Below are 13,183 nucleotides of genomic sequence, written 5' to 3' on the forward strand. Positions count from 1 at the left end.
ACGGCGGCATCCGGCGCGGCAGCGACGTCGTCAAGGCTGTGGCGCTGGGTGCGCGGGCGGTGATGATCGGTCGAGCCTATCTGTGGGGTCTGGCCGCGGCCGGCCAGCCGGGCGTGGAAAACGTCCTCGACATCCTGCGTGGAGGGATCGACTCCGCGCTGATGGGGCTGGGGCACGCCTCGGTGCACGACCTGAGCGCCGACGACATCCTGGTGCCGGCCGGGTTCGGTCGGGCGCTGGGCGTGCCGGTCGCGGCCCGGGACCGGGCTCCGACCGGTTGAGGTCCGTGGTGCCTGCGAGGCAACCGTGACGCACGTGTCCTGAGAATCGGGTGCTCGACGAATTCCCCGGAAAAAATTTGATTTCACGGGAAAACGATTGGTGCACGCCAGGTGAATTGGCTTTACCATCGGCGAGTGCCCGTACTCGGCGAATTGGGAAGTGCGACCTCGATCCAGCTCTTCGCGCCGTCGCTGCTGATCCCGCTGGGGTCTACCGAACAGCACGGCCCGCATCTGCCCCTGGACACCGACACGCGCATCGCTACCGCCGTGTCGGCGCGGACCGGGGCGCTTCTCGGGGGGGAGTGGCTGGTCGCCCCCGCCATCGCCTACGGTGCCAGCGGCGAGCACCAGAGCTTCGCCGGAACGGTCTCGATCGGCACCGAGGCGCTGACCATGCTGCTGGTCGAGTACGGCAGGTCGGCCGCCTGCTGGGCCCGACGCCTGGCCTTCGTCAACGGTCACGGTGGCAATAGCGCCGCCCTGGACGCCGCGGTGGGCCGACTGCGTGCCGAGGGCCGCGACGCCGGTTGGGCCCCGTGCGCGGCCGCGGGCGCCGACGCCCATGCCGGCCACACCGAGACCTCGGTGTTGCTTCACCTCTCTCCCGCCGAGGTGCGGACCGACCGGTGGCTGCGCGGCAACGACGCGCCGTTGGCAACGCTGCTGCCCTCGATGCGCCGAGGCGGAGTGGCGGCTGTCAGCCCGGTGGGCGTGCTGGGCGACCCCACGACCGCGACCGCGGACGAGGGCGAGCGCCTCTTCGCGGAGATGGTCGACGGGTGTGTGCGACGCATCGCCCGGTGGCTGCCCGGACCCGACGGGATGCTGACATGAGCCAGCCCCGGCTGCCGGACGGGTTCGCCGTTCAGGTCGATCGCCGCGTGCGGGTGCTCGGCGACGGTGCGGCGCTGCTCGGTGGTTCGCCGACGCGCCTGCTGAAGCTGGCTCCGGCCGCACAGCACCTGCTCTCCGATGGCCGCCTGAAGGTCCGCGACGACGTCAGCGCCCAGCTGGCCCGCACGCTGCTGGACGCCACGGTGGCCCACCCCCGGCCTGCCGGTGGCCCGTCGCACCGCGATGTGACCGTGGTGATTCCGGTGCGCGACGACGTCTGCGGGGTACGACGGCTGGTCAGCTGTCTTCGTGGGCTGCGTGTCGTCGTCGTCGACGACGGTTCGGTCCCGCCGCTCGAGCCGAACGACTTCGCCGGCGCGCACTGCGACGTCGAGGTGCTGCGCCACTCCCGCGCCAAGGGGCCTGCGGCGGCACGTAACACGGGGTTGGCGGCATGCAAGACCGAGTTCGTCGCGTTCCTGGATTCCGACGTCGCGCCGCGCCGTGGCTGGTTGGAGGCTCTGCTCGGTCACTTCTGCGATCCCACCGTCGCACTCGTCGCCCCGCGCATTGTCGGTCTGGCGCACAGCGAGAACGTGGTGGCGCGTTACGAGGCGGTGCACTCCTCGCTGGACCTCGGCGAGCGGGAGGCGCCGGTGCTGCCGCACAGCACGGTCTCCTATGTCCCCAGCGCCGCGATCATCTGCCGCTGTTCGGCGATCCGCGGGGTCGGCGGGTTCGACGAGACCATGCAGTCCGGCGAGGACGTCGACCTGTGCTGGCGTCTCATCGAGGCGGGTGCCCGGCTGCGCTACGAGCCGATCGCGCTGGTCGCCCATGACCACCGCACGCAACTTCGGGATTGGCTGGCACGCAAGGCATTCTACGGCGGCTCGGCCGCCCCGCTGTCGGTGCGCCACCCGGACAAGGCGGCACCGGTGGTCATCTCGGGCTGGGCACTGACCGCCTGGATCCTGATGGCCCTCGGGACCAGCCTCGGCCGGCTGGCCGCGGTCGCGATCGCGCTGTTGACCGGCCGGCGGGTCGCGATGGCGATGCGCAGCGTCGAGACCTCGGCCGGCGACGTGCTGGTGATCGCGGCCCGCGGCCTGTGGTCGGCGGCGCTGCAGTTGGCCTCGGCCGTGTGCCGGCACTATTGGCCCCTGGCGCTGCTCGCGGCGCTGGCGTCCCGCCACTGCAGACGCGTCGTGGTGGTTGCGGCGGTCTTGGACGGGGTGGTGGACTGGCTGCGTCGCCGAGACGCCACTGACGACGACGCCGAACCGATCGGGCTGCTGACGTACGTGCTGCTCAAACGCGTCGACGACCTGGCCTACGGGTTGGGCCTGTGGGGGGGCGTGCTGCGCGAACGCAACCTGCGGGCGCTCAAGCCGCAGATACGCAGCTAGTGGCGCAGGTCCTCGGTCCCCCGACCAGCGGGACCGCAGACTCGGTACCGCGTGCCCACCGAATGGTGTGCCCGGGAATGGATTTCAATCAAACGTTGCGCATCTCACCTACGCTCGATGGATGGATTCACGGCAAGCGAACCGATGACTGGCCGCGCCACTAGCCGCCGTGTGCCCCAGTCAACGGGCGCCTTGACCGCACCCGTCCCGCACAGCGACGTGCTGATCGTCGGCGCGGGGAGCGCCGGATCGGTGGTGGCCGAGCGCCTGTCCGCCGACTCGGGCTGCGCGGTCACCGTCCTCGAGGCGGGACCGGGCCTCGGCGATGCGGAGTTGCTGGCGCTGACCACCAACGGGTTGCAGCTGCCGATCGGCCCGGGCAGTCCGCTGGTGCAGCGTTACCAGACCTGCCTCACCGATCGACCCGAGCGCCGGCTGGCGATTGTGCGCGGTGCCACAGTCGGCGGTTCGGGCGCGGTGAACGGGGGTTACTTCTGCCGTGGGCTACCGCGCGATTTCGACCGGGCGGCCATACCCGGCTGGGCGTGGTCGGACGTTCTCGGACATTTCCGAGCAGTCGAAACGGACCTGGATTTCGACGGTCCGGCACACGGCGACAGTGGACCTGTTCCGGTCCGCCGCACCCGGGAGATGACCGGCGCCTCGGAACGCTTCATCGGCGCCGCCCAAAGAGCCGGGTTCGCGTGGATTTCCGACCTCAACAACGTCGGGAGGGAGGTGGTTTCGGGAGTGGGAGCAGTTCCGCTCAACATCGTGGACGGCATACGCACAGGGCCCGGCGCGGGATTTCTGCTTCCGGCCCTGGGCCGGCCGAACCTGACCCTGCTGGAGCGGACGCGCGCGGTGCGATTGCGGTTCGCAGGCGCCAGCGTGGCCGGCGTCGACGCGATCTGTCCGCGCGGTCCCCTGACGCTGACGGCGAGCCGAATCGTGTTGTGCGCTGGTGCGATCCAGTCAGCGCACCTGTTGATGCTCTCCGGCGTCGGGGACGAGTCGGCGTTGCGGGCCGTCGGAGTGCCGTTGGTGCTGCCCCTACCGGTTGGCCGGTCCTGCAGTGATCACCCGGAATGGCTGCTGCCGACCGACTGGTCGGCCCCGACCAGCAGTCCCGTGCTGGAGGTCGTGCTGAGCACGGAAGATGACATCGAAATCCGTCCCTACACAAGAGGATTCATGGCAATGACCGGTGACGGGGCCCCGGGCCACCCCGACTGGCCACACATCGGTGTGGCGTTGATGCGGCCGCGGGCACGCGGGACCGTCACCCTGGTGTCTTCGGATCCCGCCGTACCGCCGCTGATCGAGCACCACTACGACAGCGAGCCCGACGACATCGCGGCGCTGCGCCGTGGCAGCGAATTGGCCCGCGAATTGTCCAGCGCGCCAGCCTCTGTGGGTGAGCCGCTCTGGTCGACGTCGCAGCACCTGTGCGGAAGTGCGCCGATGGGCACCGATGACGACCCAGGCGCCGTCGTCGATCCCCGCTGCCGGGTGCGGGGAATCGACAACCTGTGGGTGATCGACGGTTCCATTCTGCCGACGATCACCGGGCGTGGCCCCCACGCGACGATCGTGATGCTGGGCCACCGCGCGGCCGAATTCGTCGGGTGAACCGCACCCGCGGCGCGCCGCGCGGGCGCGCCGGTCACTGCGCTGCGGCGCTCCACTGCGTCGCCGGCACGGGCGCCACCGCCGTTTCCTCGCGGGCGACAGCCGCGGGGGCCGCCGCGGGAGAATACGGCGGCGTCGCCGGGGAATAGGCCGCCGAGGCCGCCGCGGCCACCGGGGTCCCGGTGCCGACCGGCATCGGCGACATCGTCGCCGGAGCGACGGTGGCCGCTTCTGCCTGCACCGCGGCCGGGGCGCTCTGGACCAGCGGCACGGAGGCCGGCTCCGCGGCAACCGTCGCCGGGGCATAGGCGGGCGTCGGCGCCTGCGTCGGTGCCGCGAGTGCACCCGTCGGCACCGCGGAGGCCGCCGGCACGGCTGAGATCGGGGCGCTGGCCGCCACCGCTGCCGGGGGCGGCGCAACTGCGGCCGCCAGGGGCGCCGCAGGGGCGGCCGGGGCCGTGGCGCCGGCCAGGCCTGCCGTTGCCGAGGGAACCGCGGCGGCGGCCGAACTCGCCGGCACCGTGGCGGCGGCGGCCGAACTCGCCGGCGCCGCGGTGCTCAGCACACCCTGATGCTCCGCCTGCAGCGGCGAGATGTTGGCCGCCTCGGCGAGGGCATAGTGCGCCGCGCCGCCGTTCATCAATTGCACGAACTGGTCGTGAAAAGCCGCGGCCTGTGCGCTGAGGAGTTGGTAGGCCTGGGCGTGTGCATCGAAGAGCGCAGCGACGCTGGCCGAGACCTCGTCGGCGCCGGGAGGGGTCACGCTCGACGTCAAGCCCACCGCCGCCGAGTTCGCCGAGTCGATGCTCGAGCCGAGATTCCCCAACTCTGCTGCCGCCGAGGACACCTGCTCCGGAACCGCAATCAGGTATGACAATCCACTTCCCCTGTGTGTCGAATCGCGTCAAACCGGATGATATCCCGCCCCCCGGTTTCGCCGAGGACTTTCGGGACAAGATCAAGATACCGCCCGGTCCCGGCGCGGTCGACCTATTCGTGCTTTTGGTGGGGCAACCGGGTGCCGCGCACCCGGCCAACGATAGGGACGGGGCCGCAGGAGAAGGACCGGGCCAAAGATCAGGGCGGGCCGCGCCTCCGGACCGTTGCCGGAGCGAGCGCGACCCGCCGGTGAAGGTGGCGACGTTCATGCGTTCCACGTAGATGGCCACGACAGGTGGCAATGCGCGCGCTCGAATGCGTCAGGCGCGGACATTTCGTCGCAAAAGGCGTGGACTGCACGACGCAGTGCCATGGACATGGTTGTCATTGATGGGTCTTTGCCGGTCACCTCCCTTCGCTCGCTGATGCCACTACACCGAACCGGTGACGCGCGGTGCCGGCCCGGCCCCGTCCCGGTTGACGCCGGGCAGGTCTGCAGGTGAATCCATTTCCGGCAGAAGCGAATCCCGGATCGAATGGCACGTCATCAACATCACACCCACCCCAAGAACGTCGAGATGATCTGTACTTTCGTGAATAGATTTTTGATACCAGAAGGGAGAGATGTTCGCAAGGGGGGGTTGTCGCGAGGAGGGCCGGATCAGGTGCCCTCCGCCCGGCGGTACGCGGAGCCGTTCGACGCTGTCGTCGACGGCCCGAAGGCCGCCGAGTTGTGGGAGTCGGACCGATCCCGCGCCATCGCGCTGCTGATCGGCCCGGGATTTTGCCCGGGGCATGATCGTCAGGCATACTGTTCGGGTTGCCCTGAGCCAGGTTTTTCCCTGGCCGGGCATACGACCAGCGCCCGAACGGGCGCGTCCGGTCCCATCCTTGAGTGCGACTTATCGGCCGCGTTCGGGGCTGCGTGCGGGTGACACACCCGACCGCGGGGGTCGGTGGACCACGACAGGTGAACAGCGGCGCAGCATCCGGCGCGGCGCTAGACCGTCCGAGTATCGGGCGGTCGATCTGCGCGCCGGAGGGCACCAGGTCCGGACATCGGACCACATGAGCGGACGAGGCCCGGACACGGGCCTCACGAGGGAATCAGGTAGGGAGAGGCGTGGCGGGACAGAAGATCCGCATCAGGCTTAAGGCCTACGACCACGAGGCCATCGACGCGTCGGCGCGAAAGATCGTCGAAACCGTCGTCCGCACCGGTGCCAGCGTCGTAGGGCCGGTGCCGCTGCCGACCGAGAAGAACGTGTACTGCGTCATCCGCTCCCCGCACAAGTACAAGGATTCGCGGGAGCACTTCGAGATGCGTACGCACAAGCGGTTGATCGACATCCTCGATCCGACACCCAAGACCGTCGACGCCCTGATGCGCATCGATCTTCCCGCCAGCGTCGACGTCAACATCCAGTAGGAGATCCAGAGCTCATGGCGAGACAGGGTAATTCCGCCGCAAGGCGGGGCATTCTGGGCACCAAGCTCGGGATGACGCAGGTGTTCGACGAGAACAACAGGGTCGTTCCGGTGACCGTGGTCAAGGCCGGCCCGAACGTGGTGACGCGAATCCGCACCCCCGAGCGCGACGGCTACAGCGCCGTGCAGCTGGCCTACGGCGAGATCAGTCCACGCAAGATCAACAAGCCGGTGACCGGCCAGTACGCCGCCGCGGGCGTCAACCCGCGGCGCCACCTGGCCGAATTGCGACTCGAGGACGCGCAGGCGGCCGCCGAGTACGAGGTCGGCCAGGAGTTGACGGCCGAGGTCTTCGTCGACGGCGCCTACGTGGACGTGACCGGAACCTCGAAGGGGAAAGGCTTCGCCGGCACCATGAAGCGGCACGGCTTCCGCGGCCAGGGCGCCAGTCACGGCGCCCAGGCGGTGCACCGACGCCCGGGGTCCATCGGCGGCTGCGCCACCCCCGCTCGGGTGTTCAAGGGCACGCGCATGGCCGGCCGGATGGGCAACGACCGGGTGACGGTCCAGAACCTGGTGGTGCACAAGGTTGATACCGAGAACGGCGTGCTGCTGATCAAAGGTGCGATCCCCGGGCGCACCGGTGGACTCGTCATGGTCCGGAGCGCGGTCAAACGAGGTGAGAAGTAATGGCACTCAAAATCGACGTCAAGACGCCGGACGGCAAGGTGGACGGATCGGTCGAACTGCCCGCCGAGTTGTTCGATGCGCCCGCGAACATCGCGCTGATGCATCAGGTCGTCACTGCGCAGCGGGCGGCGGCCCGGCAGGGCACGCATTCGACCAAGACGCGCGGCGACGTCAGCGGTGGCGGCCGCAAGCCGTATCGACAGAAGGGCACCGGGCGCGCCCGGCAGGGTTCGACGCGGGCCCCGCAGTTCACCGGCGGTGGCACCGTGCACGGCCCCAAACCGCGCGACTACAGCCAGCGCACGCCCAAGAAGATGATCGCCGCGGCGCTACGCGGAGCACTTTCCGACCGGGCGCGCAACGGGCGCATCCACGCGGTCACCGAGTTGGTGCCCGGACAGACGCCCTCGACCAAGAACGCCAAGGCGTTCCTGGACAGCCTGACCGACCGCAAACAGGTGCTGGTGGTCATCGGCCGCAGCGACGAGACCGGCAGGAAAAGCGTCCGCAACCTGCCCGGTGTGCACGTTTTGTCCCCGGGTCAGCTCAACACCTACGACGTGCTGCATGCCGATGACGTGGTGTTCAGCGTCGAGGCGCTGAACACCTACATCGCCGCGAACACGACCAGCTCCGAGGAGGTTTCGGCCTGATGGCTACCCTCGCCGACCCGCGCGACGTCATCCTGGCGCCGGTCATCTCCGAGAAGTCCTACGGGCTGCTCGACGACAACGTGTACACGTTCGTGGTACACCCCGATTCGAACAAGACGCAGATCAAGATCGCCGTCGAGAAGATCTTCTCCGTGAAGGTCTCATCGGTGAACACCGCAAACCGGCAGGGCAAACGCAAGCGCACCCGGACCGGATACGGCAAGCGCAAGAACACCAAACGGGCCATTGTGACCTTGGCGCCGGGCAGCAAGCCGATCGACCTGTTCGGAGCACCGGCCTAGCCGGCTAGCCGCGTGTGAGAGAGAGACCTGATTAGACATGGCAATTCGCAAGTACAAGCCGACGACCCCTGGTCGTCGTGGCGCGAGCGTGTCCGATTTCGCCGAGATCACGCGGTCGACGCCCGAGAAGTCGTTGGTGCGCCCGTTGCACGGTCACGGTGGGCGCAACGCCCACGGACGGATCACCACCCGGCACAAGGGCGGCGGCCACAAGCGTGCCTACCGGGTGATCGATTTCCGTCGCAACGACAAGGACGGCGTCAACGCCAAGGTCGCGCACATCGAGTACGACCCGAACCGCACCGCCAACATCGCGCTGCTGCACTATCTGGACGGCGAGAAGCGCTACATCATTGCGCCGCACGGACTTTCGCAGGGTGACGTGGTGGAGTCGGGTGCCAACGCGGACATCAAACCGGGCAACAACCTGCCGCTGCGCAACATCCCGGCCGGTACCGTCATCCACGCTGTGGAGCTGCGGCCGGGCGGCGGCGCCAAGCTCGCGCGGTCTGCCGGGTCCGGCATCCAGCTGCTCGGCAAGGAGGGAAGCTACGCGTCGGTGCGTATGCCCAGCGGGGAGATACGCCGGGTCGACGTGCGCTGCCGTGCCACCGTCGGCGAGGTGGGCAACGCCGAGCAGGCGAACATCAACTGGGGCAAGGCCGGCCGCATGCGGTGGAAGGGCAAGCGCCCCTCGGTCCGTGGCGTGGTGATGAACCCGGTGGACCACCCGCACGGCGGTGGTGAGGGCAAGACCTCCGGTGGCCGCCATCCCGTCAGTCCGTGGGGCAAGCCCGAGGGCCGGACCCGTCATCCCAACAAGGCCAGCAACAAACTCATCGTCCGGCGCCGTCGCACCGGCAAGAAGCACGGACGGTAGCGCGCGGTGACGATGCAGAGCGCGCAGCGCGATGAGGCGAAGCCGCGCAACACGAACAAGTCTCGGGAGCACTCATGCCACGCAGCCTGAAGAAGGGTCCTTTCGTCGACGACCACCTGCTCAAGAAGGTGGACGCGCAGAACGAGAAGAACACCAAGCAGGTCATCAAGACCTGGTCTCGGCGTTCGACGATCATTCCGGACTTCATCGGTCACACCTTTGCGGTGCACGACGGACGCAAGCACGTGCCGGTGTTCGTCTCCGAGGCCATGGTGGGTCACAAGCTCGGCGAGTTCGCGCCGACGCGCACCTTCAAGGGCCACATCAAGGACGACCGCAAGAGCAAGCGCCGATGAGGGTTCGCGCGATGAACGAAGGATCGAGATGACCACCACTGAATACCCCTGCGCGGTCGCCAAAGCGCGGTTCGTGCGGGTGTCGCCGCGAAAGGCGCGCCGGGTGATCGACCTGGTGCGTGGCAGGTCGGTGGCCGACGCGCTCGACATCCTGCGCTGGGCGCCGCAGGCCGCCAGCGAGCCGGTCGCCAAGGTGATCGCGAGCGCGGCGGCGAACGCGCAGAACAACGCCGGCCTGGACCCGTCGACTCTGGTGGTCGCCACGGTGTATGCCGACGAGGGTCCGACCGCCAAGCGCATCCGGCCGCGTGCTCAGGGACGGGCGTTCCGGATCCGCAAGCGCACCAGCCACATCACTGTGGTCGTGGAAAGCCGCCCGGTCCGCGACGAGCGGTCGGCGAAGTCGACGCGGGCCCGCCGCGCCGAGGCCAGCAAGGCCGCCGCCAAGAAGGCGCCGGCCAGAACAGAGCCTGCCGGCCAGACGCCTGAGACTGCTGACGCGAAGGGAGGCTCAGACTAGTGGGCCAGAAGATCAATCCGCACGGCTTCCGTCTGGGCATCACCACCGACTGGAAGTCGCGGTGGTACGCCGACAAGCAGTACGCCGACTACGTCAAGGAAGACGTCGCGATCCGCCGGCTGCTGTCCACTGGCCTGGAGCGCGCCGGGATCGCCGACGTGGAGATCGAGCGGACCCGTGACCGCGTCCGCGTCGACATCCACACCGCCCGTCCCGGCATCGTCATCGGCCGCCGCGGCACCGAGGCCGACCGGATCCGCGCTGATCTGGAGAAGTTGACCGGCAAGCAGGTCCAGCTCAACATCCTCGAGGTGAAAAACCCCGAGGCCCAAGCGCAATTGGTGGCCCAGGGCGTCGCCGAGCAGTTGAGCAATCGCGTGGCGTTCCGTCGCGCGATGCGCAAGGCGATCCAGTCGGCGATGCGCCAACCCAACGTCAAGGGCATCCGGGTGCAGTGCTCCGGGCGCCTCGGCGGCGCCGAGATGAGCCGCTCGGAGTTCTACCGGGAAGGCCGCGTGCCGCTGCACACCCTGCGTGCCGACATCGACTACGGCCTGTACGAGGCCAGGACCACCTTCGGTCGGATCGGCGTGAAGGTGTGGATCTACAAGGGCGACATCGTCGGCGGAAAGCGCGAATCGTCCGCCGCCGCGCCGGCCGGCGCCGAGCGACCACGCCGCGATCGGCCCTCGGGTACCCGTCCCCGTCGCAGCGGGGCGTCGGGCACCACGGCGACCAGCACCGAGGCCGGGCGCGCCGCGGGCGCTGACGAAGGCGCGGCGCCCACTGCCGGCGAAGGTGCACCGGCCCTCGAAACGCAGAGCACGGAGAGCTGAATCATGCTGATTCCCCGCAAAGTCAAGCATCGGAAGCAACACCATCCCCGCCAGCGCGGCATCGCCAGCGGTGGCACGCAGGTCAGCTTCGGCGACTACGGTATCCAGGCGCTTGAGCACGCCTATGTCACCAACCGGCAGATCGAGTCCGCCCGTATCGCCATCAACCGGCACATCAAGCGTGGCGGCAAGGTGTGGATCAACGTCTTCCCGGACCGTCCGCTGACCAAGAAGCCCGCCGAAACCCGCATGGGTTCGGGTAAGGGTTCCCCGGAGTGGTGGGTGGTCAACGTGAAACCGGGACGGGTGCTGTTCGAGCTGAGCTACCCGAACGAGGCGACCGCCCGGGCGGCGCTCACCCGAGCGATTCACAAGTTGCCGATCAAGGCCCGCATCGTCACCCGAGAGGATCAGTTCTGATGGCAGTGGGAATTTCGCCTGGCGAACTGCGTGAGCTCGCCGACGAAGAGCTGATGGAACGCCTGCGTGAATCCAAGGAGGAGCTGTTCAACCTGCGCTTCCAGATCGCGACCGGGCAGCTCAGCAACAACCGCCGGCTCCGTACGGTGCGTCAGGAAATCGCGCGCGTCTACACCGTGCTGCGGGAACGAGAACTGGGCCTGGCTTTTGGGCCCGACGGTGCCGATGGTAAGGAATCGTGATGGCTGAAGCCAAGACCGAAAAGGGCGACAAGCACACTCCGCGCAACCCCAAGATCCGTGGCCGGCGCAAGACCCGCATCGGCTACGTGGTGAGCGACAAGATGCAGAAGACCATCGTGGTCGAACTCGAAGACCGGGTACGTCACCCGTTGTACGGCAAGATCATCCGTACCACCACGAAGGTCAAGGCGCACGACGAGAACAGCACCGCCGGCATCGGCGACCGCGTCGCGCTGATGGAGACGCGTCCGTTGTCGGCGACCAAGAGATGGCGGCTGGTGGAAATCCTGGAGAAGGCCAAGTAGCCGGAAAACACTCCCGCACTCGCGCGAGCAGTCCCCCGCAAGCGGGAGGTACCCGCAGCGAAAGCCCCTGGCGCCCCGGCGTGTCAGGGGCTTTCGCGTCTTCTCCCGCGGGCGGCGGTGGGGGCCGTGTACGCTCCGACGCGAGGCAGGCTATACCGAGAGCGGGGAGCGTGAAGGATGGCGATTGAGTCGGCGGAGTCTGGGCGGTCGGGGCAGTTTGGCGGCAAGATCGCGCTGGACATCCGGGACTCCGAGCCGGACTGGGGTCCATTCGCTGCGCCGGTGGCGCCGGAGAACTCGCCGAACGTGCTCTACCTGGTATGGGATGACATCGGCATCGCGACGTGGGATTGTTTCGGCGGCCTGGTCGAGATGCCGGCGATGACGCGGATCGCCGACCGCGGGGTCCGGCTGTCACAGTTCCACACCACCGCGCTGTGCTCGCCGACGCGGGCTTCGCTGTTGACCGGACGCAACGCCACCACCGTCGGGATGGCCACCATCGAGGAGTTCACCGAGGGCTTCCCCAACGCCAACGGTCGCATCCCGGCAGAGACTGCGCTGATCTCGGAGGTGCTCGCCGAACGCGGCTACAACACGTACTGCATCGGCAAATGGCACCTGACCCCGTTGGAAGAGTCCAACCTGGCGTCGACCAAGCGGCACTGGCCCACCTCACGCGGTTTCGAGCGGTTCTACGGCTTCCTCGGCGGCGAGACCGACCAGTGGTACCCGGACCTCGTCTACGACAACCACCCCGTCAGTCCGCCGGGGGCACCGGAAGACGGCTATCACCTCTCGAAAGACCTCGCCGACAAGACAATCGAATTCATCCGCGACGCCAAGGTGATCGCCCCGGACAAGCCGTGGTTCAGCTACGTGTGCCCGGGCGCCGGGCACGCGCCGCACCACGTCTTCGCGGAGTGGGCCGACCGCTACGCCGGCACGTTCGACATGGGCTACGAGCGCTACCGCGAGATCGTGCTGGAAAACCAGAAGTCGCTCGGGCTCGTGCCGCCGGACACCGAAATGTCGGCGGTCAATCCGTACGCCGACGTGACCGGACCCGACGGCCAGCCGTGGCCGCTGCAGGACACGGCCCGGCCGTGGGATTCGCTGAACGACGAAGAGAAGAAGCTGTTCAGCCGGATGGCCGAGGTCTTCGCCGGGTTCCTGAGCTACACCGACGACCAGATCGGCAGGATCCTGGACTATCTCGAGGAATCCGGCCAGTTGGACAACACCATCATCGTGGTGATCTCCGACAACGGGGCCAGCGGTGAGGGCGGACCGAACGGGTCGGTGAACGAGGGCAAGTTCTTCAACGGGTACATCGACACCGTCGAGGAGAGCATGAAGTTCTTCGACCGCCTGGGCGGACCGGAGACCTACAACCACTACCCGATCGGCTGGGCGATGGCCTTCAACACGCCTTACAAGCTCTACAAGCGCTACGCCTCCCACGAGGGCGGGATCGCCGACGCGGCCATCATCTCCTGGCCCAACGGGATCG

The 13,183-nt window shown here is 68.3% G+C and carries 16 protein-coding genes and 2 pseudogenes; 17 read left to right on the forward strand and 1 reads right to left on the reverse strand.

Annotated elements, in window-relative coordinates; translation table 11 throughout:
• The 4 genes from AC2VOK_RS20355 to mftG form a co-directional block, all read left to right on the forward strand.
• Positions 1 to 281 (forward strand): alpha-hydroxy-acid oxidizing protein (locus AC2VOK_RS20355; protein ID WP_428902060.1); only part of this gene is annotated, 281 nt, incomplete at its 5' end.
• Between the two features lie 111 nt (positions 282 to 392).
• Positions 393 to 1,118 (forward strand): mycofactocin biosynthesis peptidyl-dipeptidase MftE, encoded by a 726-nt coding sequence (gene mftE / locus AC2VOK_RS20360; RefSeq protein WP_428902061.1) that lies wholly within the window; start codon positions 393 to 395, stop codon positions 1,116 to 1,118.
• Positions 1,115 to 2,527 carry a mycofactocin biosynthesis glycosyltransferase MftF gene (mftF, locus tag AC2VOK_RS20365; RefSeq protein ID WP_428902062.1) on the forward strand — a complete coding sequence of 471 codons (1,413 nt, stop codon included), beginning with the start codon at positions 1,115 to 1,117 and terminating at the stop codon, positions 2,525 to 2,527. Before mftE ends, mftF begins: the two co-directional genes overlap by 4 nt.
• 192 nt (positions 2,528 to 2,719) lie before the next feature.
• Positions 2,720 to 4,159, forward strand: a complete 1,440-nt coding sequence (gene mftG, locus AC2VOK_RS20370) for a mycofactocin dehydrogenase MftG (protein WP_428902063.1) — start codon at positions 2,720 to 2,722, stop codon at positions 4,157 to 4,159.
• Positions 4,160 to 4,801: 642 nt separating this feature from the next.
• Here mftG and AC2VOK_RS20375 read toward each other — a convergent pair.
• Positions 4,802 to 5,006, reverse strand: a pseudogene (locus tag AC2VOK_RS20375) (PE family protein); the annotation flags it as partial.
• A 706-nt stretch (positions 5,007 to 5,712) separates the two neighbouring features.
• On the opposite strand from AC2VOK_RS20375, the pseudogene AC2VOK_RS20380 reads away from it, so the two are divergent.
• The 13 genes and pseudogenes from AC2VOK_RS20380 to AC2VOK_RS20440 all read left to right on the forward strand — a co-directional run.
• Positions 5,713 to 5,817: pseudogene (locus AC2VOK_RS20380) on the forward strand (TetR/AcrR family transcriptional regulator); the annotation flags it as partial.
• A 344-nt stretch (positions 5,818 to 6,161) separates the two neighbouring features.
• Entirely contained in the window at positions 6,162 to 6,467 is a 306-nt protein-coding gene (gene rpsJ, locus AC2VOK_RS20385; RefSeq protein ID WP_003873519.1) for a 30S ribosomal protein S10, read from the forward strand.
• A 14-nt stretch (positions 6,468 to 6,481) separates the two neighbouring features.
• Positions 6,482 to 7,156: a 50S ribosomal protein L3 gene (gene rplC / locus AC2VOK_RS20390; protein ID WP_428902064.1), complete on the forward strand. Its 675-nt coding sequence runs from the start codon at positions 6,482 to 6,484 to the stop codon at positions 7,154 to 7,156.
• Positions 7,156 to 7,809 (forward strand): 50S ribosomal protein L4, encoded by a 654-nt coding sequence (gene rplD / locus AC2VOK_RS20395; protein WP_428902065.1) that lies wholly within the window; start codon positions 7,156 to 7,158, stop codon positions 7,807 to 7,809. Before rplC ends, rplD begins: the two co-directional genes overlap by 1 nt.
• Positions 7,809 to 8,111 (forward strand): 50S ribosomal protein L23, encoded by a 303-nt coding sequence (gene rplW, locus AC2VOK_RS20400; RefSeq protein ID WP_428902066.1) that lies wholly within the window; start codon positions 7,809 to 7,811, stop codon positions 8,109 to 8,111. Before rplD ends, rplW begins: the two co-directional genes overlap by 1 nt.
• 37 nt (positions 8,112 to 8,148) lie before the next feature.
• Positions 8,149 to 8,991: a 50S ribosomal protein L2 gene (gene rplB, locus AC2VOK_RS20405; RefSeq protein ID WP_428902067.1), complete on the forward strand. Its 843-nt coding sequence runs from the start codon at positions 8,149 to 8,151 to the stop codon at positions 8,989 to 8,991.
• A gap of 74 nt (positions 8,992 to 9,065) precedes the next feature.
• Positions 9,066 to 9,347 carry a 30S ribosomal protein S19 gene (rpsS, locus tag AC2VOK_RS20410; RefSeq protein ID WP_020101403.1) on the forward strand — a complete coding sequence of 94 codons (282 nt, stop codon included), beginning with the start codon at positions 9,066 to 9,068 and terminating at the stop codon, positions 9,345 to 9,347.
• A gap of 28 nt (positions 9,348 to 9,375) precedes the next feature.
• Positions 9,376 to 9,867, forward strand: coding sequence for a 50S ribosomal protein L22 (gene rplV / locus AC2VOK_RS20415; protein WP_428902068.1), 492 nt, complete (start codon positions 9,376 to 9,378; stop codon positions 9,865 to 9,867).
• The gene (rpsC, locus tag AC2VOK_RS20420; protein WP_428902069.1) at positions 9,867 to 10,703 is read left to right on the forward strand and encodes a 30S ribosomal protein S3; all 837 of its coding nucleotides are present in this window, start codon (positions 9,867 to 9,869) and stop codon (positions 10,701 to 10,703) included. Before rplV ends, rpsC begins: the two co-directional genes overlap by 1 nt.
• A gap of 3 nt (positions 10,704 to 10,706) precedes the next feature.
• Positions 10,707 to 11,123, forward strand: coding sequence for a 50S ribosomal protein L16 (rplP, locus tag AC2VOK_RS20425; protein WP_421530240.1), 417 nt, complete (start codon positions 10,707 to 10,709; stop codon positions 11,121 to 11,123).
• Entirely contained in the window at positions 11,123 to 11,365 is a 243-nt protein-coding gene (gene rpmC, locus AC2VOK_RS20430; protein WP_428902070.1) for a 50S ribosomal protein L29, read from the forward strand. Before rplP ends, rpmC begins: the two co-directional genes overlap by 1 nt.
• Positions 11,365 to 11,670: a 30S ribosomal protein S17 gene (gene rpsQ, locus AC2VOK_RS20435; RefSeq protein WP_428902071.1), complete on the forward strand. Its 306-nt coding sequence runs from the start codon at positions 11,365 to 11,367 to the stop codon at positions 11,668 to 11,670. Before rpmC ends, rpsQ begins: the two co-directional genes overlap by 1 nt.
• 177 nt (positions 11,671 to 11,847) lie before the next feature.
• Positions 11,848 to 13,183: sulfatase-like hydrolase/transferase (locus AC2VOK_RS20440; RefSeq protein WP_428902072.1), on the forward strand; the 1,336-nt coding region annotated here is incomplete at its 3' end.

It is taken from the genome of Mycobacterium sp. TH-M116, from assembly GCF_057473685.1.

Excerpts from the sequence above, each read along its gene's own strand:
- rpsS (WP_020101403.1), top strand. The coding sequence starts at position 9,066 with ATGCCACGCAGCCTGAAGAAGGGTCCTTTCGTCGACGACCACCTGCTC.
- rpmC (WP_428902070.1), top strand. The coding sequence starts at position 11,123 with ATGGCAGTGGGAATTTCGCCTGGCGAACTGCGTGAGCTCGCCGACGAA.
- rpsQ (WP_428902071.1), top strand. The coding sequence starts at position 11,365 with ATGGCTGAAGCCAAGACCGAAAAGGGCGACAAGCACACTCCGCGCAAC.
- rplV (WP_428902068.1), top strand. The coding sequence starts at position 9,376 with ATGACCACCACTGAATACCCCTGCGCGGTCGCCAAAGCGCGGTTCGTG.
- rplW (WP_428902066.1), top strand. The coding sequence starts at position 7,809 with ATGGCTACCCTCGCCGACCCGCGCGACGTCATCCTGGCGCCGGTCATC.
- rplP (WP_421530240.1), top strand. The coding sequence starts at position 10,707 with ATGCTGATTCCCCGCAAAGTCAAGCATCGGAAGCAACACCATCCCCGC.
- rplC (WP_428902064.1), top strand. The coding sequence starts at position 6,482 with ATGGCGAGACAGGGTAATTCCGCCGCAAGGCGGGGCATTCTGGGCACC.
- rplD (WP_428902065.1), top strand. The coding sequence starts at position 7,156 with ATGGCACTCAAAATCGACGTCAAGACGCCGGACGGCAAGGTGGACGGA.
- mftF (WP_428902062.1), top strand. The coding sequence starts at position 1,115 with ATGAGCCAGCCCCGGCTGCCGGACGGGTTCGCCGTTCAGGTCGATCGC.
- rplB (WP_428902067.1), top strand. The coding sequence starts at position 8,149 with ATGGCAATTCGCAAGTACAAGCCGACGACCCCTGGTCGTCGTGGCGCG.